17 protein-coding genes are annotated in these 21,114 nt (G+C 65.6%); 9 read left to right on the top strand and 8 right to left on the bottom strand.

Features of this window, described 5'->3' with window-relative positions; genetic code table 11:
• Window positions 1-68 precede the first annotated feature (68 nt).
• Genes AC0L3A_RS32590 through AC0L3A_RS32600 form a run of 3 tightly spaced genes read left to right on the top strand, consistent with a single transcriptional unit; the run spans window position 69 to window position 2,488 of the window.
• Entirely contained in the window at window positions 69-584 is a 516-nt protein-coding gene (locus tag AC0L3A_RS32590) for a GNAT family N-acetyltransferase (protein ID WP_007595102.1), read from the top strand.
• Between the two features lie 35 nt (window positions 585-619).
• Window positions 620-1,297 carry a methyltransferase domain-containing protein gene (locus tag AC0L3A_RS32595; protein WP_007595101.1) on the top strand — a complete coding sequence of 226 codons (678 nt, stop codon included), beginning with the start codon at window positions 620-622 and terminating at the stop codon, window positions 1,295-1,297.
• 33 nt (window positions 1,298-1,330) lie between these two features.
• Window positions 1,331-2,488 carry a hypothetical protein gene (locus AC0L3A_RS32600; protein WP_007595098.1) on the top strand — a complete coding sequence of 386 codons (1,158 nt, stop codon included), beginning with the start codon at window positions 1,331-1,333 and terminating at the stop codon, window positions 2,486-2,488.
• Window positions 2,489-2,510: 22 nt separating this feature from the next.
• Here the strand turns inward: AC0L3A_RS32600 and AC0L3A_RS32605 are convergent, their stop codons facing one another.
• From AC0L3A_RS32605 to AC0L3A_RS32635, 7 genes are all read right to left on the bottom strand, one after another.
• Entirely contained in the window at window positions 2,511-4,868 is a 2,358-nt protein-coding gene (locus tag AC0L3A_RS32605; RefSeq protein ID WP_007595096.1) for a TonB-dependent receptor, read from the bottom strand.
• 148 nt (window positions 4,869-5,016) lie between these two features.
• On the bottom strand, window positions 5,017-5,421 hold the full coding sequence (locus AC0L3A_RS32610) for a DUF2946 domain-containing protein (RefSeq protein ID WP_035993287.1): 405 nt from the start codon (window positions 5,419-5,421) through the stop codon (window positions 5,017-5,019).
• A 226-nt stretch (window positions 5,422-5,647) separates the two neighbouring features.
• On the bottom strand, window positions 5,648-6,661 hold the full coding sequence (locus tag AC0L3A_RS32615) for an alpha/beta fold hydrolase (RefSeq protein ID WP_007595087.1): 1,014 nt from the start codon (window positions 6,659-6,661) through the stop codon (window positions 5,648-5,650).
• A gap of 260 nt (window positions 6,662-6,921) precedes the next feature.
• Window positions 6,922-8,985 (bottom strand): membrane protein, encoded by a 2,064-nt coding sequence (locus AC0L3A_RS32620; RefSeq protein WP_007595086.1) that lies wholly within the window; start codon window positions 8,983-8,985, stop codon window positions 6,922-6,924.
• Window positions 8,986-8,992: 7 nt separating this feature from the next.
• The gene (locus AC0L3A_RS32625; RefSeq protein WP_473255892.1) at window positions 8,993-11,806 is read right to left on the bottom strand and encodes a DUF4159 domain-containing protein; all 2,814 of its coding nucleotides are present in this window, start codon (window positions 11,804-11,806) and stop codon (window positions 8,993-8,995) included.
• On the bottom strand, window positions 11,803-12,747 hold the full coding sequence (locus AC0L3A_RS32630; RefSeq protein ID WP_007595084.1) for a DUF58 domain-containing protein: 945 nt from the start codon (window positions 12,745-12,747) through the stop codon (window positions 11,803-11,805). The genes AC0L3A_RS32625 and AC0L3A_RS32630 overlap by 4 nt, the downstream gene beginning before the upstream one ends.
• Window positions 12,747-13,745 carry an AAA family ATPase gene (locus AC0L3A_RS32635; protein ID WP_007595083.1) on the bottom strand — a complete coding sequence of 333 codons (999 nt, stop codon included), beginning with the start codon at window positions 13,743-13,745 and terminating at the stop codon, window positions 12,747-12,749. Before AC0L3A_RS32635 ends, AC0L3A_RS32630 begins: the two co-directional genes overlap by 1 nt.
• Before the next feature lie 276 nt (window positions 13,746-14,021).
• Here AC0L3A_RS32635 and AC0L3A_RS32640 point away from each other — a divergent pair, with 276 nt between their 5' ends.
• From AC0L3A_RS32640 to AC0L3A_RS32660, 5 genes are read left to right on the top strand one after another with little or no spacing between them, the layout of a single operon-like run.
• Entirely contained in the window at window positions 14,022-14,633 is a 612-nt protein-coding gene (locus tag AC0L3A_RS32640) for a DUF1285 domain-containing protein (RefSeq protein ID WP_007595082.1), read from the top strand.
• On the top strand, window positions 14,630-15,301 hold the full coding sequence (locus tag AC0L3A_RS32645; RefSeq protein ID WP_007595081.1) for a CoA pyrophosphatase: 672 nt from the start codon (window positions 14,630-14,632) through the stop codon (window positions 15,299-15,301). Before AC0L3A_RS32640 ends, AC0L3A_RS32645 begins: the two co-directional genes overlap by 4 nt.
• Window positions 15,298-15,561: a DUF6111 family protein gene (locus tag AC0L3A_RS32650; protein WP_007595079.1), complete on the top strand. Its 264-nt coding sequence runs from the start codon at window positions 15,298-15,300 to the stop codon at window positions 15,559-15,561. The genes AC0L3A_RS32645 and AC0L3A_RS32650 overlap by 4 nt, the downstream gene beginning before the upstream one ends.
• A gap of 9 nt (window positions 15,562-15,570) precedes the next feature.
• Entirely contained in the window at window positions 15,571-16,827 is a 1,257-nt protein-coding gene (locus AC0L3A_RS32655; RefSeq protein WP_007595072.1) for a CCA tRNA nucleotidyltransferase, read from the top strand.
• Window positions 16,824-17,591, top strand: coding sequence for a sulfite exporter TauE/SafE family protein (locus AC0L3A_RS32660; RefSeq protein ID WP_007595070.1), 768 nt, complete (start codon window positions 16,824-16,826; stop codon window positions 17,589-17,591). Before AC0L3A_RS32655 ends, AC0L3A_RS32660 begins: the two co-directional genes overlap by 4 nt.
• Window positions 17,592-17,634: 43 nt before the next feature.
• Here the strand turns inward: AC0L3A_RS32660 and AC0L3A_RS32665 are convergent, their stop codons facing one another.
• A complete protein-coding gene (locus AC0L3A_RS32665; RefSeq protein ID WP_245285914.1) occupies window positions 17,635-18,129 on the bottom strand; it encodes a nuclear transport factor 2 family protein in 495 nt (164 codons plus the stop codon).
• On the opposite strand from AC0L3A_RS32665, the gene AC0L3A_RS32670 reads away from it, so the two are divergent.
• The coding region (locus AC0L3A_RS32670; protein ID WP_473255893.1) for a LuxR C-terminal-related transcriptional regulator at window positions 18,095-21,114 on the top strand (3,020 nt) is incomplete at its 3' end. The genes AC0L3A_RS32665 and AC0L3A_RS32670 overlap by 35 nt on opposite strands.

Here is a 21,114-nt window from a genome sequence, read left to right on the forward strand (position 1 = left end):
AATTGCCTCCCGGGGCCGGGCGCAATCGTATGGACCGCTGCCCTCCAAGGTGATATCCCGCCGACGCGATGAACGATCTCTCCCTCACCATCCGGTCGGAAGCCGCCGGCGATGCTCAGGCGATCGAGCGGCTGCACGAACGCACCTTCGGACCCGGCCGCTTCGTGCTCAGCGCGTACCGAATCCGCGAGCATGTGGATCATGTGCTCGATCTATCCTTCACCGCCCGCGTCGGTACGTTGCTGGTCGGATCCGTACGGCAATTGCCGATTTGCGTCGGCGACACGCCGGCACTGCTGCTCGGGCCCCTGACGGTCGAGCCTCCGTTCCGCAGCCGCGGCGTCGGCCGGCTGCTGCTCGAGCGCGCACTGACGGATGCGAAGGCGCAGGGCCATCGCCTGGTGCTGCTGGTCGGCGACGAGCCCTATTACAGCCGCGTCGGCTTCAAGCAGGTCCCCAAGGGACGCGTCACCATGCCGGGCCCGGTCGATTACAGCCGGCTCCTCGTCATCGAGCTGGTCGAGGGCGCGTTCGAAGGCGTATCGGGACCGGTCGGTCCGGACTGGAGCAAGACGCGCACCTGACGCCATCGCTTCGAAGCTCACATGAAGGTAGAGCAGTGCCGGTCGATCAGCAATATTACCGGGAAGTGGCGTCCGGGAGCACGGCGGAAAAGCTGCTGATCGCCGCGCGCGACCGCATCTACCAGGATTTCATCGCCCGCATGCAGCCGTCTGCCTTGGACGAGATCCTGGATGTCGGCGTATCCGACGTGATCAACGACGGCGCGAACGTGCTGGAGCGAAGCTACCCGCATCAGCACAAGATCACGGCGTGCGGGCTCGGCGAAGGAATCGGGTTCAAGGCGGCTTTTCCGCTTTGCCGTTACGTGCAGATCGAACCGAATACACGGCTGCCGTTCAACGACAATGCGTTCGATGTCGCGACGTCCAATGCCGTGCTCGAGCATGCCGGTAGCCATGAAAATCAGGTGCTCCTGGTCGAGGAGCTTTGCCGCGTCGCGCGGCGGGTGTTCATCACCGTGCCCAACAGGTTCTTTCCGGTCGAGCACCACACCGCCATCCCGCTGGCGCATTATCTCGACGGCACCTTCAGGATCGCCTGCAGGATCGCCGGCAAGTCGGAATGGACCGACGAGCAGAACCTGATCCTGATGACGCGAAAACGGCTGCTGGGGCTCGCCGCCAAGTCCTCCACCCCTAAGTCCGCGGCCGTGGGCTACACCGGTTTGTCGCTCGGCCCGCTATCGTCCAATCTCTATCTTGCATTCCGCTAAAGCAGCGCCGCCTCCGTCGCATCATGATCCCCGATGAAGAAGATCCACACCAGCAAAGCCGTCTTCGCCGTGTTGTTTCTCGCGGTGCTGATCGGCCATTTCTGGACCATGATGCGATGGAATGAGGCGCGCGGCGTCTATGACGACATCTGCTACCTCAGGCAGGCGCATCTGTTCCAGAGGTTCGGGCTGGTGGAGGGCTTCGACACCAACCTCGGCCGCGACGACGATGGCTATCAGAAAGCGAAGCTGAAGGAGATCGGCTACCCGGACTGGAACGATACGACCGCGGCGCCCTGTCACAATCTGATGCCGGCCACGGGGAAGGTCGTCATTCAATATCCGCCGGGTGTCGGCCTCGTGTTGGCGCTGTTTCCGCCAGGTCACCAGGTCGTGCCCATGTACATGCTGGCGACCATTGTCGTGCTCGGCTTTGCGCTGTTTGCGCTTTCTCTCGCGCGCAGCATGCGGTCGGTCCTGATGGCCGGGACGTTCGGCTGCCTTGCGATCTACCTGATGGTCAATCCGGTCAAGGCGAGCTATTCGATGGCCCCGACCGTCGTCGTGTGCGCGCTCGCGGGATGTCTCACGGCGCGATGGCTGGCGGGCCCGCGATCTCAACCGAGGATCTGGCCGCTGGCGCCGATCGGCTTCCTGCTCGGACTGACCGTCGATTTCCGGTTGGCCAATCTCTTCCTGGCGTCCGGCTATGGCCTGTTTCTCCTCGTCGCGTTCCTTGCGGAACGGACGTTGTCCCGGTTCTTGCAGGGGCTCGTGTTCGGCCTCGCGTTGCTGGCCGGCGTGATCCCGACCATCGTCTCTTACGCCGTCAACGCCGGCAGTCCGTTCGCGTCGACCTACGGCAACAACCCCGATGTCAGGCCGCTGGATTTTTCGTTCGCGGTGGTCCGGGACTATCTCGCCGACCCGCTCCAGACCTTGCTGATCGTCATCGGAATTGCAGGCTCGATCTGGCTGTTGCGGCAGGCGAACGGCATTCGCCGTGTCGCGCTGCTCACGTTGGCTAATCTGGCGCTCAACCTCGCCTTCTTCTTCACCTATCCGATCGCGACGCCATACTACACGATCCCCATTTCTCTCCTGACATTGTGGACCCTGCTATTTGCCGTGCTGTTTCGGGAGGTGGCCGAGGCCGCCCCCGAAGTGGCCGCCTCAGCCAGAGCGCGATGAAGTCCGGCTAGCTATCTCGCTTTCAGAACTTGAAGTTCGCAAACGCCCGCACGCCGATGCCGGGCATCAACACCTCGTCCTTGGTGTAGGACACCGAGTTACGGATGTTTTCGTTCAACAGATTGTTGCCGACGAGGCCGAGCAGCATCTCGCGCGCGCCGAATGCATTCGGGTTGAGCTTGGTCTTGTAGCTCACCTCGGCTTTCAACAAATTGTAGCCCGCCGTCGGCGTCTCCGCGATCACGGCGACGTTGTTCTGCGCGAAGGCGTGCAACAGGTTGATGCGGGCAAGCCAGTTGTCGTCGCGCCAGAACACGCCGCCGCCCAGCCGCACCGGCGGAATGCGCGGCACGTTGGTGCCGTCGCTGAAGGTGGCGCGGACCACGTCGAACTGGTTCTCGATGCCCCAGATGCCGCCCTGGAATGCGCCGATGTCGAGCTGCGACTGGAATTCGCCGCCGCGGAAGTTGGCGTCCCGCTGCGAATAGACCGCCTGGTTCACCTCGGCGCCGGGCGCGCCGCACGAGGCAAAGTCCTCGTCGCACATCACGCCAGTGAGACGGCGATAGATGAAGTTGTTGAAGTGCGTGTAGTAGACGGTCGCCTCGAACCGGAACGGCCCCGTCGCCTTGCGCAGGCCGACTTCGACGGACTTCGCGGTCTCGATGCCGAGGTTGGGGTTGCCGATGTCGAAGGTCGCGGTTGCATCATGCGCGCCGCGCGAGAACAGCTCCGCCGCCTTCGGCGCGCGCTCGACATATTGCGCGGTGATGCTGCCGACCAAGCCGCCCGGCAGATCCTGCAACAGGCCGATGCTGCCGCTCTTCGGCGTGAAGGACGGATTGCGCGAGATCGCCGCCTGCGGCGTGCCGTCGGGCAGGAAGTCCGCGGGAAAATCCGGTGTCGTGCCGTGCAGCTCGACATGCTCGATGCGGCCCGCGATCTGCGCCCGCGTCGCGTCCGTGAACTTGAACTCGTTGAAGGCGTAACCGGCAACGCGCGTGCTGTTGTTCGGGTCCCACAGGCCGTTGAACAGCGTGCCCGGATTGTCCGGGCTCGGCGCGCTCAATTCCTGATGGCCGACCTGGAAGCCCAGCGCCGTCGTCACCTCGGCGAAGCGCGCGTTGAACGGCATCAGCTGCACCTCGGTGCGGATCTCCTGCTCCTTGTTGGTGAAAGTCTGCCGCACGCCGTCGCTGTTGGGATTGGCAGGATCGGCAAGCCCGATCTCGTTGTGCCGGTAGTCGGTCGCACCAGCCCAGAAGCGAACGATGTCGATCGCCGCAGCGTCGGGATGGTACTCGCCCTTGACGTTGATCTTGGTCTGGTGACCGTCGATCCGCGTGTTGTGGTCGGCGCCGTCGATGCCGGGGATGTGGTAGAGCGCGTCGTTCTGCGTGATCGCCGCACCGATATAGCCGCCCTGGAAAAAGTAGGAGCCGCCGATCGAGGCGCCGTCCGAGCGCGTCGCCGAATTGGGCTGGCGTCCGTTGACGACGGGCCGGGTCTGGTCGGCGAGGTACGGGTAGCTCGGGATGCTGTAATCGGTGGTGTTGCGGCCGTAGACGTCGGCATGGAGCGCAAAATTGCCGCCGCCGGTGTCGAGCAGCACGCCGCTTTCAACGCCACGGTCGACCGAGCTGAACGCGCTGCGCGTCTCGGCGATGACGCAAGGCGATGTCGCGGCGCTCGCGAGCGGCGCCTTGGCCGGCATGCCGTAAGCCTGGAACGACGGAGCGCAGTTCGGCAGCGTGTCGGGAATCCGGTTGTTGGTGGCGCTGACGACTCCGCCGATCGAGGTCGAGCCGTAGCGCAGCGCAGCCGGCCCGCGCACCACCTCGACCTGGTTGGTCGCGAGCGGATCGATCGGGACGAAGTGATCCTCGCCGAGATCGGAGGCGCCGCCGGCATTGGTGCCGTTCTCGACGATGCCGACGCGGTTGACGTCGAGCCCCCGGATGATCGGCCGGCTGGAAGCGCCCGGCGCGAAGCTCGAGCCGGTGATGCCGGGTTTCGAAAACAGGAGATCGCCGAGCTGGCCGCCGCCCTCGCGGCGAATTTCCTCGTTCGGTACCACCGTGACGGTCGCGAACTGGTTGGTCACGATGGGCAGCACGCCCTGCTGAGATGCGGCGGGCGTAGAGGCTGCCGGCGTGGCGTCCGCCGTGCGTTCCTGGCTGCGCGCCCGCGCGGTTCGCGTAGGGCGGCCCGGGTTGCGGGTCGGCACCACCGCCCTGCGTACGATGGGGCTCGGAGCCGTCACGGTGACGGCGGGGATCTCGGTCGATGACTTATCCTCGGCCAGCGCCGAGGTGGCAGCGCCGAGCAGGAGCAGGCTTGCTCCGCCAAGGCGCCGCGCGCGCCGCAATTTGAATGACATGGTCCTGATTCCAGTCAGGCGCCGTCCGCATGTTGGTCTGCTGATCGGAGGCGGCCTGCCGTCGCTGCGCGACGGAATTCGACTTCAACTGCTCCCGGGCACGCGCCTGAAAGCGGCGAGCCCGAGCGTGATCAAGCGTTGTTGGAAGTCAGGACGCGGGAGGGGCGCGGGGCTGGAATGCCGTGCCGGCCGATTTCAAATGGACGAATTCGGCGTCGGTGGTGCGGTAGAGCAGGTCGATCGCCTGCGGCAGCAACAACACAGGTGGCGCCGCGAACATGACGGTGCCGGCCATCGCGACCAATGCGCAGATCGCACAATTGTCCTCGCCCGGCTGTTCCCTGTCGGGAGCCGACGGCGATTGCCTCTCGACCGCGGCACGGTCGATCGACGCAACGCCGTTGCTGTCGTCGGTCTGCTGAAGCGAGGCCTGGGCGAGGGGAGCGGCCTGGGCGAACCAATGGCTGTGGCCGAACGTCAGCGCGAACTGCACCAGCATCGCGAAGATCGCGAGCCGGGCGCCGTGTCTGATATTCGACCGGAACCACTTCATCTGGAAACGCCACCCCCACATCGCGAGGGATCATCCCCTGATCCCGCGACGTTATAATGTAACATCGCCCGATCGGTCAGCGGATGTCAACCGCAGCCGCACCGACCCGAGTGGGCCGGCTCCTCGATGTGTCGTTCGGGCAACTGAAAGATCTCGGCTGAGGACCTATCGAATGGCTTACGGGAACGGCGATTGATTGACTCAGTGCCAGCGCGAGGAGGCGGCATCAGAGCTTTTTGCTCTGGAGCCAGGTGCGGATAGCCTCGATGTGTTCTGCCTTGCGCTCCAGCGGCAGCCAATGCCCTGCGGGCATGCTCGTTACGGTCAGGTCCGGGCAGGCGGAGCGCATCGGGTCACCTTGGCGATTTCCGGTGATGCTGCAGATCTGATCAAAGTCGCCGTTAACGAACAGCACCGGCTGCGACAGGCGGCCGCCACTGGGTGCCTTGCGCGCATAGGCGATGTCGGCGTCGTCGTTCAGGTACCACGCGCAGGATGGGCGGAAGCCATGAGCCTGGAACGACTGCACCAGCACCTCGAAGTCCGCCGGCGGCCAGAGAGCCGGATCAGGCTCAGTCGGCGGGGCGCGGTGCGCGGCGCCAAAGCGCCCTCCATTGCGCGTGACCATCGCATTCGGCGAAACCTTGCCGATGCCGGCGGGGTTGCCTGGCCGAAAGATCGACGCCAGCGATGCGGCCAGATCTGCATCGAGGTCGGCGACTGCCGCCTCGAAGTGCGTGGTGTAGTAACGGTAGTAATCCCATTGGCCGTCCGGATATTGGTCAACCGGATAAATCGTTCGGTCGACCAGCGGGACGACTGTGCGCAGGGCGTGCCCGTCGGGTTGATACGCCAGCGAGGTCAGCACGACGCCGCGGCTGCGCTTGGGCTGATGCGCGACCAACTGACCAACCACAACACAGCCCCAGTCGTGGCCAACCCAGATCGCAGGCTTGCCGCCGAGGTGATCATGGAGTTCGGCCATGTCTGTCACGATTTCCTCGATGGTATAGGCGTCGTTGGCTGCGGGCGTGGAAGAGCCGCCGTAGCCGCGCAGATCGGGAGCGACGCAGTGCCAACCGTCGGCGGCAAACGCGTCCATCTGAGCGCGCCACATCAAACTGATGCTCGGCCAGCCATGGACGAAGATCATCAACGGTCCGTCGGCCGGCCCGCACTCGATGTAGCGCGTTGTCTGACGAGGCGAGCTGAACGTGCGCTGGTGAAGTGTGTCTGTCATGGTCGAGTAACTCCGCTTCTCATCGAACGCTCGCGCTGTTTGGGTGCTGCGAAGGCTCCGTCGAGAACTGCTCTTGTCCGCGGGGAGCGATGCCTGGACAGGGACACGCCTGCCCAGAGCCGAGGAAGAACCGCCCCCAGATTTCACAACGCGCTACATTCGACCGAGTTCGGGGTCGAAGGCGCTATGGAGCTTCCGGCGAAGAAGTGACGATTGGATTTATCCGACTAACGGGAAGCGAAGGGACGCGCGTAAGCCGCCTAGCGCCCTTCACGGACCCACGTCGCAGCAAACGCGCCGAGCAGCAGCAATAGGCCGATCAGGCCGGCAAAGATCGGCAGCACGCCGACGCCCTTCACGACGCTGGCGTCGCGCATCCGCACGCCCATCCAGCCGTCACCATGGAAGACGCTCGCCGAGCGGACCGGCAGGATGCGCGGCAGCTCGACGCTGGCGCCGTCGACCACGCGCACGGCGTCACCGCCGGTCGCCTGGGTCAGCGGCTTCAACGTCTCGGTGGTGGAGGTGACTTCCGAAAACTCCTTCGGATTGGTCGGGCCGACATTGATCAGCGCCTTCAGCGTGCCGTCGGTGGCTTGCCACAGGCCGAGCTCGCTCGCCGGCAGGCTGGCGCGCCATTCGCCGGGATCGCCGGCTGCAAGCGTCAGGTCGCGCGACACGCCGGACGGCGAGGTCACGCTCACCGGCTGGACGCTGTCCGCCATGGTCTGGCGCACCACCACGAGATTCTTGCCCTGCACCTGCAGGCGCAACGCTTCCTCGTCCAGATCAGGCTGCTTCATCAGCCAGTGCGACATCCGCCGCAATAGATCGAGATGCGGGCCGCCGCCTTCATAGCCGCGCGCCCACAGCCAGATGTGGTCGGAGAGCAGCAGCGCGACGCGGCCCTCGCCGAAGCGCGAGAGAAACAGCAGCGGCTTGCCGTCGACGCCCGTCATGACGGGCGGGTTGACCGCATTGCGGGTCTCGACGGTGCGGAAGAACCGGCTCCAGCGCGGCGGCTCGGAGGCCGAGCCCTCGAGGCCGCGCGTGACGGGATGGCGTTTGCCGACGTCGGACAGATGCGCGTAGAACGGCTTTTCCGTCACCCCGACGGGTTCGGCCGGCAGCACCGAATCCAGCGGCGTGCGCCAGATGCTGGTGTTGGACGCGTAATCGGGGCCGGCCGAGACCAGCACTGCGCCGCCGGAGCGCACGTAGCGTGCGATGTTGTCGAAATAAGCGATCGGCAGCACGCCCTGGCGGGCATAGCGGTCGAAGATGATCAGCTGGAATTCGTTGATCTTCTGCTGGAACAGCTCGCGGGTCGGAAACGCGATCAGCGACAATTCGTTGATCGGCGTGCCGTCCTGCTTCTCCGGCGGCCGCAGAATGGTGAAGTGGACGAGATCGACGCTGGCGTCGGACTTGAGCAGATTGCGCCAGGTGCGCTCGCCGGAATGCGGCTCACCCGAGACCAGCAGCACGCGCAGCTTGTCGCGCACACCGTCGATGGCGACCACGGCGCGGTTGTTCACCGGCGTCAATTCCCGATCGAGAGGCGAGGCCTCGATTTCGACGATGTTCGGCCCGGAATGCTTGATGTCGACCTCGACGCTTGCGGCCTGGCCGCTCGAAAGCGTGCGCTCGTTGATGACCTCGCCGTCTCTGCGGACCGTGACCTTGGCGCGCTCGCCGCTGACGCCCTGGTCGTCGAGGCGGTAGGTGATGGTCTGGGGCTGCCCGACGATGCCGAAGCGCGGCGCGGCGATGACCGCAATACGGCGGTCGCGCTCGTCCTTCTGCCCCGTGATCAGCGCGTGCACCGGCGCCTGGAAGCCGAGCCCGGCGGCGTTGGCCGGAACGTCGTGGACACGGCCGTCGGTGATCAGGAACGCACCGGCGACGCGGTCGACCGGCACGTCCGACAAGGCCGAGGCCAGCGCCCCGAACAGCTTGGTGCCGTCGGTCTCGCCGTCGGCCTGTCCGGCATCGACGACGCGGACCTCGAGCCCCTTGATCTTCTTCAGGCTGTCGACCAGCGCTTCCTGCGCCTGAGCGGCCTCGCGATTGCGATTGCCGAAATTCTGGCTCGGGCTCTTGTCGACGACGATTGCGGCAACCGAGGTGAGGGGATCGCGGTCCTCGCGCGTGAAGGAAGGATTGGCGAGCGCCAGCAGGAACAACGCCAGCGCGGCCACACGCACGGCAGCGCCGCGCGCACGCGCCAGCAGCAGCACCAGCGCGATGACGACGATCGCGGCCAGCGCGAGCCACAGGACGATCGTGGGAACCAGCGGCGTGAATGCGATGCCGTAATTCATATCGATCCTATTGCCCCAGTCGTTCGATCAACGCCGGTGCGTGCACCTGGTCGGCCTTGTAGTTGCCGGTCAGCGTGTACATCACGATGTTGGCGCCGGCGCGGTAGGCGAATTCGCGCTGGCGGGGGTCGCCGCCGGTCACCGGCAGCATGGCCTGTCCGTCGGGCCGCACGGCCCAGGCGCCGGCAAGGTCGTTCGAGGTGATGATGATCGGTGAGACGCCGTCGCCGCCGCGTGCGGGCCGTTGCGCGCTGTCGTCGTCGTCTTCCCGCGGCAAGGTCTCGACCCAGGTCTGGCCGGTGGTGAAGCGGCCGGGGAAGTCGCGCAAGAGAAAGAAGGTCTTGGTCAGCACGTGCTCGCGCGGCACCGGCTCCAGCTCGGGCACGTCGAGCGAGGACAGGATCTCGCGGAGCGTCTGCATGGCGGGGGTCTGCGCGGCGCCGTTCGCGCCGGGCGGCGCTTCGACCGCGTCGCGGGTGTCGAACAGCACGGTGCCGCCCTGCTTCATGTAGGCGTCGATTTTGTTGATGGCGTCCCGCGACGGCTTGGGCGCGCCCGGCACGATCGGCCAATAGATCAGCGGGAAGAAAGCGAGTTCGTCGCGCGCCGGGTCGATGCCGACGGGATCGCCGGCCTCAAGCGCGGTGCGCTGCGCCAGGAATAGCGTCAATCCTGACAGCCCGGCCCTGACGATGGAATCGACGTCGGCATTGCCGGTCACGACATAGGCGAGGCGGGTCTGCGACACCGCCTTCATCGCGAACTCGTCGGACGCGCTGTCCGCGTGCGACGGCGTCGGCACGAGCGAGACGAGGCCTGCGAGAACAAGTCCGAAGACGATCATCGCGGGCGCGGCGCGGCGGCGCAGCAGCGCGGCAAGGCCGCCGCCGAGCACCGCGACGATGATGGCGTCGATCAGGAACAGCGCGAGCGCCGTCGACAGCAGCCAGCCGCGCAGGTCCTGCGGCTCGGCGTTGGTGTAGGTGGCGCGCCGGGCGCGCAGGCTCGCGGTGTTCAGGGCTGCGATACGGTCGGCACTGGCAAGCGTGTTCACGGCGAGCGGTCCTTCTGCCGGACCATAGAAGCCCGGCGGATGATCGGGTGTGGCGCGGTCGCGATAATCCGCGGGCAGCGGCTTGGCGGCAGCCGGCGGCGGGCCGAAGGCGCCGAAGCCGTCGAGGATGTGCAACGGCGCCACCGTCTCGGCGGTCCCTTCAGTGGCAACGCCTGCGCCCGGCTTGGCGGTATAGCCGGACATGTCGACGACGCGGCGCAGGATTTCGACGAAGGTGCCCGACATCGGCAGATCCGACCAACGCATGTCGGCGCTGACGTGGAACAGGCTGACCACGCCCTTGCCGCGATGCTCGCCCGTCACCAGCGGCGTGCCGTCTTCCAGCGACGCCCAGCTCTTGGTGGCGAGCACGGCGTCGGGCTCGGCCAGCACCTGGCGGCTGATGGTGACGTCCTTGGGGACCACGACCCCGGCAAAAGGACCGTCGGCGGCAAAAGAGGCCAGATGTTGCGGCTTTTCCCAGGTCAGGCTGCCGCCGAGCGTCCGGCCGCCCTTGCGCAGCTTGACCGGGACGAGATCGTCCTCGGCCTGCGCCAGCCGCGGACCGGCGAACCGCACCAGCACGCCGCCCTGGTCGATCCAGGCATTGAGACGCTCGCGGATTTCAGGGGCGATGGTGCCGACATCGGCAAGGATGATCATCGGCAGCTTCTGGTCGAGGAACTGCGTGATGCCCTGCTGCGGCGAGCCCTTGTCGGCGAGCCGCACGTCGGCGAACGGCGCCAGCGCGCGTGTGAGATAGAAGGTCGGCGCCAGCAGCGGCTGCGCGGTCTCGCTGGTAGAGCCCGAGACAATGCCGATGGCGCGGCGGCGCCAGCGCTTGTCGAGCAGCTGCACCGCGCCTGCGGAGCGCTCACCGGCAATTTCCAGCCGCGTGATGTCGTTGCGCAACTCGACCGGCAGATCGAACGACGCTTCGGTTTCCTTATCCTGCGGGCCGAACGAATAACGCGCTTCGCCGATCGGCGAGGCTTTCTGGTCCAGAGCGCGCACGGTGCCGATTGCGATGCCGCCGTCGGTGCGCCGCACCTTCACCGTCATTTTGGCGGCGGCGTTCTCGGCCGCGACCAGGGCCAGGGGCGACGAGGTGCCGCCTTCGAACACGGTCAGGCTGCGATCGCCGATGGTCTTGCCGAGGCCAGCCACGAATTCCTCGCCGCGACCGGTGTCGACGCTGTCGGAGAGCCAGGCGATCTCGCAGTCGCCGGTCGCTTTCAGGAAGCGATCGATTGCGGTCAGGGTCTCGACGCGCTCGATCGAGTACGGCTTTGGCGTCAGCTGCCGCAACGCGACGCGCGCGGCGCCCGCCGGCATCAGGGTGATATCGCGGTTCGGCTCCGACAGCGGCACCAGCGCAATCGCGCGGCGGTCGTTCTCGGCACTGGCGATCAATTCGTCGGCGGCCCTGATCCTGATGTCCCAGTTGGACGCCGCGCTCCAGCCGTCGTCGAACATGATCATCAGCGGCGCCTTGCTGGCGGCCGCGCCTGTTTGCGGATTCCAGATCGGGCCGGCGGCGGCGAAAATGACCAGCGCCGCGGCCAGCAGCCGCAATGCGGTCAGCCACCACGGCGTCCGCGACGGGGTCTCTTCGCGCGGTGCGATGTCGAACAGCAGGCGCGTCGGCGGAAACTCGATCCGGCGCGGCCGCGGCGGCATCACCCGCAACAGCCACCACAGCACCGGCAGGCTGACGAGGCCGATCAGGAGCAGCGGTTCGGTGAAGGCGAGCGGCAGTCCCATCATGCTGCCGGCCCCGCCTTGATCGTCGTGGTGCGGGCGCCCGACTTGCTCACCTGCATGCCGGCATGCAGGAACAGCAGCAGTTCGGCGGCCGAGCGGTCGGTCGCATGCGTCGTGAACAGCCAGTCGAGCTTGTTGGTCTCGGCGCGGATCTGGTCGCGGTGCAGCGCGAGCCGCGCGGTGTAATCCTGCGCCCAGCTCTCGGCGCGGCCGGCGGTGATCACGCCGAACCCTTCTGGCTCGACGAACTCGACGCGGCCGGAATAGGGGAATGATTCCTCGGCGGGATCGACGACCTGCACGAGCGTGCCATGCGCACCGGAGCCGGACAGGCCGCCGAGCGTGGTCCTGATCTCGGAGATCGGCGACCAGAAGTCCGACAGCACGATCGTCTCGGCCAGCGCCGCGGGCACGAAGGACGGCGGCAGGCTCAAGCGGTCGGCATCGTCATGCAGCATCGCCTGCGCCATCTTGTCGATGACGCTGCGGCTCGCGGTCGGTGCCATCAGCCCGGGAATGCCGACGCGTTCGCCGCCGGAGACGAGCAACTCGGCCAGCGCGAAGGCGACGATCAGCGTCCGCTCGAGCTTGGATTCGCGCGCCTGTTTTGAAGCGAAGGCCATCGAGGGCGAGCGGTCGGGCCAGATCCAGACCGTGTGCGAGGCTTCCCATTCGAGCTCGCGGACATAGAGCAGATCGTCGCGCGCCGATCGCCGCCAGTCGACGTTCTGCGACGGCTCGCCGGAGACGAAGCGGCGGTACTGCCAGAAATTTTCGCCGGAGCCGGCGCGACGGCGGCCGTGCAGGCCGTGAATGACGTTGGCGGCGATACGGCGGGCCTCGAGCACCAGGCGCGGCAAGGAAGCTGCGAGCGTGCGGCTTTCGCCATCGGCACGTCGGATCGCGATGATTTCCTTTGCTGCGTGCCCGTTCTCCGCCGCCATCAACCGATCCGTGTCTTCAATTGCCGGATCACGTCCGGAATCGTGCGGCCTTCGGCGCGCGCCTGGAATGTCAGCGCCATGCGGTGCTTCAGCACGGGCTCGGCGAGGTCAAGCACGTCGTCGATCGAAGGCGCGAGGCGTCCGTCGATCAGCGCGCGTGCGCGCACCGCGAGCATCAGCGATTGGCTGGCGCGCGGGCCCGGGCCCCAGGCGATGAATTTGCTGGTGTCGCCGCCGTCCGGACCCGGACGGGCCGCGCGCACCAGCGACAGGATCGCCTCGACCACGGAATCGCCGACCGGCAGGCGCCGGATCAGTCGCTGCGCGGTGATGAGTGCGTCAGGTGTCATCGCGCCCTTCGCCAGCGTCTCGTCAGCGCCGGTGGTTTCGAACAGGATGCGGCGCTCGGCGTCGCGGTCGGGATAGTCGACGTCGATCTCCATCAGGAAACGGTCGAGCTGGGCTTCAGGCAGCGGATAGGTGCCTTCCTGCTCCAGCGGGTTTTGCGTGGCGAGCACGTGGAACGGCTTCGGCAGATCGTGACGCGCGCCGGCAACGGTGATGTGCTGCTCCTGCATCGCCTGCAGCAGCGCCGACTGCGTGCGCGGGCTGGCGCGGTTGATCTCGTCGGCCATCAGCAGTTGCGCGAACACGGGGCCGGAGATGAAGCGGAAGGCACGCTTGCCGGAGGTGCTCTCGTCGAGCACTTCGGCGCCGAGAATGTCCGACGGCATCAGGTCGGGCGTGAACTGGATGCGCTTGGCATCGAGGCCGAGGGTGATGCCGAGCGTCTCGACCAGCTTGGTCTTGGCGAGGCCGGGGACGCCGATCAACAGCGCATGGCCGCCGGAGAGGATCGTGACCAGCGTGTTCTCGATCACGCGATCCTGACCGAAGATGACGGAGCCGATCGCCTCTTTCGCCGCGCGAATCTGGCTCGACACCTGCTCGGCCGAACGGACGATTCCGTCTTCGAGCTTCTCGACACTCTCCGCCATCCGTTAGCTCCTTCAGCCTGCCATGCAGCTCGCTTGCGTCGTCATGTCGTCACGTCCTCAACTCAAGACGTGGGCCCTATGCTAGACTTGCAGGAAGGCCATGTATTCGTTGAATTAACCTATCCCCACCTTATCGGCTTAGGGATATGTAGGGCATCACGAAGTGGCGACCTCCACACCGGATGAATCCGGGGTGGAACCGTGCACCGGCATACAACGTAGACTTACAATTCAGACTTGCACCGATCGTGCCAAATGACAAAGTCAGGGCAAACCATGGCGAACCAAGGGCAGAGCGCCGATCGCGGTCTTGAGGGGCTGACTGCCGCTGCCAAAACTGCTGCCGATGCCGAAGGCGCCAAAAAGGGCCTGCCTCCGGTGCATTTGTGGAATCCGCCGTTCTGCGGCGATCTCGACATGCGAATCGCGTCCGATGGTACTTGGTTCTATTTGGGGACGCCAATCGGCCGTCATGCCTTGGTTCGCCTGTTCTCGACTATCCTCAAGCGCGAAGGCGACAAGCATTTCCTCGTCACTCCGGTGGAGAAGGTCGGCATTCGCGTCGACGACGCGCCGTTCATGGCGGTCGAGATGCAGAAGGACGGCGAGGCCAACCATCGCGTGCTCCGCTTCCGCACCAATGTCGACGACTGGGTCACCTGCGATGCGGCGCACCGGCTGCGCTTCGAGCAGGGCGAGGGCGGCGGACTGACGCCCTATCTGCACGTCCGCGCCGAGCTCTGGGCCAAGGTCACCCGCGCGCTCTATTACGATCTTGTTGACATGGGTGAGGAGCGGATGGTCGATGGCCAGCCGATGTTCGGTGTCGAATCGGCCGGCGAATTCTTTGCCATGGCCGATGCGGAGCAGGTGAGGGCCGCGCTTTGAACAAGCCTATCTCCAGGAACGATCCCGCCGTGATCGGTGCGGCCGATTTCTTCGCCCGCTCCTCCGCGCGGCTCGGCTTCGACGTTCCGCCCGGTCTCTACGATCCCAACATCATTCCTGCCTCGGGCGATCCCGGTACCGACAAGATGCTCGAGATCATCGCGCGCGAGCAGCCGGTGCGGCCGGCGGCGGTCCTGATCGCGGTGGTCGATCATCCCGAGCCGACCATCCTCCTGACGCAGCGGTCGGCGCATCTGAACGACCATGCCGGCCAGATCGCCTTTCCCGGCGGCAAGATCGACGCGACCGACCGCTCGCCGCTCGATGCGGCGCTGCGCGAGGCCGAGGAGGAGGTCGGGCTGTCCAGAGACTTCGTCGAGCCGATCGGCTATCTCGATCTCTACGGCACCGGCTTCGGCTTCCGCATCCTGCCGACGGTTGCCAGGGTGCGCCCAGGTTTTGAGCTGACGATCAACCATTCCGAGGTTGATGATGCGTTCGAAGTGCCGCTATCCTTCCTGATGAACCCGGCCAACCACCAGGTGCACAGCAAGGAATTCCGCGGCATGGAGCGGTCCTATTACGCGATGCCGTTTGCCGAACGCTACATCTGGGGCGCGACGGCCGGCATGCTGCGTGTGCTCTACGAGCGGATCTATTCGTCATGATCCGGCCGATCCTGACCGAGATCGGAATCTTCCTCGTTCCCTTTGCCGTCTATGCGCTGTTCCTGGCCGCCACGCGTTCCGGCCTGTTCGTGCAATCGTCCTGGCCGACCACCATCGTCGCGCGTCTCATGCTGGCGGCGCTCGTGCTGGTGATCGCGGGGCTGATCGGCTTTGCGCATTACTCCGGCGCTGCGCCGGATTCGACCTATGTCCCCGCCCATGTCGAGAACGGCAAGCTCGTGCCGGGCGTGGAAAGATAGGGCCGGCCGATGAGCGCGGTGCCCATGCTCGCCGATGCGCCCTGGCTGATTTCGGGCGGGACCGCGCGCGTCCTGCAATTGCTCAATGCGGATGGCGAGGAGGCGCGGGTTGTCGGCGGCGCCGTGCGCAACGCGCTGCTCGGCCTCGTGCCCGGCGACATCGACATCGCGACCACGGCGCTCCCGCACGAGGTGATGCGGCGCGCCAAGAGCGCCGGCATCAAGGCCGTGCCGACCGGCATCGACCACGGCACGGTCACCCTCGTCATCGACAGCCAGCCTTACGAAGTCACGACGCTGCGCGAGGATACCGAGACGTTCGGCCGCAAGGCCAAGGTTGCGTTCGGCCGCGACTGGGTGAAGGACGCCGAGCGCCGCGACTTCACGATGAACGGGCTCTCGGTCGATGCTGACGGCGTCGTCCACGATTATGTCGGAGGCATCGCGGATGCGGCCGCGCGGCGCGTGCGCTTCATCGGCGATCCCGACCAGCGCATCGCCGAGGATTTCCTGCGCATTCTGCGCTTCTTCCGCATCCACGCCGCCTTCGGTGCCGGCGATCCCGACCGCGACGGCTATCTCGCCTGCATCCGCGGCCGCGCCGGACTTGCCAGCCTCTCGGCCGAGCGGCTGCGCATGGAGACGCTGAAGCTGCTGGTCGCCGGCGGCGCCTCTGCCGCCGCGCTCGCCATGGCGGACGGCGGATTGCTGCAGGCGCTGACCGGCGGCGTCGTCTATACCGGGCCGCTCTCGGCGATGATCGCGATCGAGCGCGAGCTTGGCCTCACCGCAAGCAGCACGCGGCGGCTCGCCGCGCTGACGGTCGCGGTGACCGAAGACGCCAAGCGCGTCGCCACGCGCCTGAGACTCTCCAATGCGGAAACCAAGGCGCTGGATTCGATGGGGCATCGCTGGTGGCGCCTGGCCACCAAGGGGGAAGCCGATGCGCGGCGGCTGCTCTACCGGCTCGGTGCGGAGCGCTATCACGATCGCGTGTTGCTGGGCTGGGCGCGAGCCGGCGGTGACGTCGGCTCGTCTGGATGGCGTGCGCTCGCCGAGCTGCCGCAGCGCTGGATTGCGCCGAAATTTCCGCTTCGCGCCGCCGACTTCATCGCGCGCGGCATGGCGGAAGGACCCGCGCTCGGACATGTCTTGACGCTCGCCGAGGACGCTTGGCTCGCGGCAGATTTTCCCCTAGATGAAGCCGCACTCGCTTCCATCGCCGATCAAGCTGCGGCACGAATCAGCCGCGATGAGAGAACGTGACCATCGTCTCAGGCTTCGCCGACATCTCGATTTTTCAGCTCCTGCTGGTCGCGTTGATGGCGTTGTTTGCTTCGATCATCGGCGGTCTCGCCGGCTACGGCACCGGCGCCTTGATGCCGCTGGTGCTGGTCCCTCTCGTTGGCGCCGAGCCGGTGGTGCCGATCATCGCGATCTCCGCGATCTTCACCAATTCCAGCCGCGCGCTCGCCTATCTCCGCTATGCCGATCGCCGCCGCGCGCTGATCGTGCTGGCCTGCGCGGCACTGACGACCGCGCTCGGCGCCTACGGCTATACGCGGCTGACCAATGCGGGCGCGGCACTCGTGATCGGCTCCATGCTGATCCTGAGCGTGCCGCTGCGCCGTGTGCTCCGCCGCCGCCAGGTCAAGATCGGCGACACCGGTCTTGCGGCAGGCTCGGTCGGCTATGGCGCGCTGGTCGGCGGCACCTCCGGCTCCGGCGTGATCCTGCTGTCGCTGCTGATGGCCGCGGGCCTCGAGGGCGCCGCCGTGATCGCGACCGATGCCATGATCTCGCTCGGCACCGGCCTCATCAAGATCTCGGTGTTTGGACTGGCCGGCGCCGTGACCGCGCAGGTGCTCGCCTTTGCACTTCTGATCGGCGCCATCGCGATTCCCGGCGCGTTCTTGGCCAAGGCCTTTGTCGAGCGGATGCCGGTGCACATCCACACCGCGATCCTCGATGTCGCGGTGATCACGGGCGGGCTGGTGATGATTTCGGCAGCGGCGAGGCAGCTCATCTAACGCCGCCAGGTGTCCCGCTGCGGGTTGGGGTTACGCCGCAGGTCTAGTGTGAGGGACTGCAGTCCAGTTCCTTGATCCTGCCGGCGGCGTCAAACGCCAAAAGTGCACTCATCACACCAGCACTGGTGACGTACGAGATAATGGTGCGGTCGTTCTGCGAGGGATTGAGATCATCCAACGTGCCTGCCGGATATTTTCGGAGGCGATCGACCCAATAGGCACGAAGTGCCTCGCGGCCGGTAATGGTTTGGACACCGGCGCAGCCGCAGTGCACAACGGCATCTTCGGCATATAGCTCCAAGATCGCCTCGATATCGCCCGCGCGATAGGCATCAAGCCAGTCAACCGCAACGGCCATCGGGTCAAAGGACATATTTTTCACTCGCATGCCGTCCAAATCTGCTTCAGGCTCTGGAACTGCCGAGCCTTTTTTGATTTTAATATCCCACCCGGGCACGGCCATATGGCGAACGACATAGAGGACCGGGCCGAGGGCAAGATCGATGTTGGACGCGTCCGCCAGGCAGGGGATACTCAAGCCCATCCGGCTTGTGATCGTCGATCCACAGCCGATCGTTTTGCAGGGACTGAGGTCGGTTCTCGGGACGCAGCCGGACTTCGACGTTGTCGCATCGTCCAGCGATCGGACAAGCTGCCTCGAAGCAATTCGAAAGCTGACACCCGACGTCGCGCTTCTTGCCGACAAGGTGCCGGATCTGACGGCCCCCGAGATCCTCGCGATCGTGAAAGCTGAGAAGCTCTCCACGCGCCTGGTGTTCTTCACCGAGTCCGACACCGACCACGATCTGACGTCCGCCATCGCAGCCGGCGCCTGCAGCGCAATTTCCAAGTATGCCTCTCCCGCCACGATGCTGCGATCGCTGCGGCTGATGACGAAGAGCGGTGTGGCACTGGAGAAGTCCGATCTCTCGGCAGCCGGCAAGGAGGTGGACGGCGACGGCAAAGTCGAAAAGATGCTGGAGCTGTTGACGCAACGGGAACGTCAAATTGCACGGCTGGTGTCGGAAGGACTGTCGAACAAGGAGATCGCGCGCCAGCTCAACGTTTCCGACGGGACGGTCAAAGTCCACTTGTACAATATTTTCCAAAAGCTTGAGATCACCAACAGGACCGTGCTCGCGACCATCGCATTGCTGCAGCGCCCCTCCGGCCTGGCCGCGCTCTCCCTGGCGTTTCTGGCGTTGGCAATTGCGGACGAACTCAAGGCGTCCGAAGCGAACGACATCTTTCCGGATCAGAACGGCGTCGGCCATGCGGACGAGCACGCCGCGTACGAGCCCTGGAAAAAAGGCATTCTCCGGCACCTCATCGCCTGGGAATCCGGCGAGACGCCCACGCTCGCCCAGAGAGACTTGTTCGCCAAGGCCGCCCAAATCACCAACCCGGCGACGGCAATGGAAGCGCTGCGCGCGGCCGAGCAATCCGGAGGCGCGAAAGCCTGGACACACTACGGTCCTGCTGGATCGAGCACGCCCGATCTTTCTGGGCTCTTGCCGCGAGCAGCAAACGACATACAGGTCGGAGTTGACCCGGCCCCGGAACATCAATTCCCGCGGCTACTTTCAAATGCGATGTCGATGCAGGGCGGGTATGGCAACTTCGCTATTCTCGCCGGTGCGTTGATCTACGCACTGCAGGATCCCCATCTCGCCTCGCAGGCGCATGACCTCCGTGAAGCGTCGATCGACAGCATCCTGGCCGTTACTGAAGAGAGTGCGACCACAAAACTGGCCGCGATCACCCATGCTGCCGCCAATCATGACGACAACTCAGCCCCGGGTTTCCTGTCGCACGATGTCCGCCTGTCTTCCGCCGTTGCGACCGCTGGACACGACGACGTCGCGGAAGGCGCTCTGGGCCAAAAGGGCCCGGGCGATGCGAGTGACAACCTCCATAAACCCGTTGGCGCGGACCTTGGTCACGATGCCAGTATCGACTTGGGCGGCAACGTTGAAAAAATTGTTTATCGCTCCCCGATCGATTCCGTGTCTAACGATTCCAAGTCGACCGCTTCCGACACCGTGTTCGATTTCGCATCTGGGTCGAGCAGGATCAATCTTGCGGCTTTCGGAGCGCTTGCTTGGCTGCATATGACGGCGGCAAGCAAGTCTATACCGCCACATACACTCGCCTGGGTCTACGACTCCGCAAGCAACGAAACGATCGTCTATGTGAATGCGACCGATCGTATCCTTGATATCGGCGATCGCGGCTTGCTGGAAATTCATCTGGAGGGAATTGTAGCCGTTGCGGAGGCGGATGTCGTCTCCGAGCCAGATGGCGCGGCTGTCGCGACCACTTTGGAGCAGCTCGAAGCCGCGCTGATACCGGCGACCGCACCCGATGAGGCTGTTTCGAGCAAGGACCATGTCCAGACCAGTATCGAAGGGGGCGAGAGCACGCTCGGGACGGCCGGAGCCTGGGCCCTTCTGGCCAATAACGGCTCGGGTTTCCATTTCGGGCAGACCCGGACCGGCTTGGGAACGCCGTCGAAGTTCGAAACCTCCACGGACCCGTCCGCGGATGCAACGGAAGAGAGCGATGGTGCGTCTGCCGCGTCGGCTCACGGATCATCCATCGAGCTTGCTCATAGTGCCACAGCGCCGGCAGTCGCAAATGTCACGTCGCACAGTGGCCCGACCGACACGGGCACCGGCGTTTCGTCGATTGCACCCAACGAGATCGGCCAACCGAGCGTCGTAACTGCCGACAACGCGGGGCACGGCAACTCGCAGCACGCTTCAGAGCCAGGGTCTGCAAAGGATGCAGCTACCGAATCGACTGAAGCTGGCTCCAAACCGGGCAAGGGCGACGACAATGGCGCCGAGCATCACGCATCGGCTTCGGAAGCTCCGGGAGGGGCAACGCAGAAGGCAGAACCAGCGGGCGCGGAACACGGCAAATCCGGGCACTCAACCGCTGCAAGCCCGCCGGACGGAGCAGAGATCGATCCGGGCGTCGCAACGGCCGCCGGCGCGGGCCACGACAACTCGCAGCACGCATCGGAGCCAGGGTCTGCAAAGGCGGCAGCTACCGAATCAACTGAAGCTGGCTCCAAACAGGGCAATGATGGCGGCCATGGCGGCGATCATCATCACGCTTCGGCTTCTGACGCTGCGCAACCACCAGCGACGACGGCAGAACCAAGCGGCGCGGAACACGGAAAATCCGGGCACTCAGCCGCTGCAAGCCCGCCGGACGGAGCAGAGATCGATCCGGCCGCCGCAACGCCCGCCAGCGCGGGCCACGGCAACTCGCAACACGCTTCGGAGCCAGGATCTGCAAAGGCGGCAAGCACGGGATCGACAGAAGATGGGGGCAAACCGGGCAACGGCACCGGCGATGGCGTCGAGCATCACGCTTCGGCTTCTGAAGCCGCGCAAGCGCCAGCGACGACGGCTGAACCAGGCGGCGCGGAACACGGCAAATCCGGGCACTCAGCCGCTGCAAGCCCGCCGGACGGAGCAGAGATCGATCCGGCCGCCGCAACGCCCGCCAGCGC

The sequence above is a fragment of the Bradyrhizobium sp. MI1.3 genome (genome assembly GCF_055811695.1).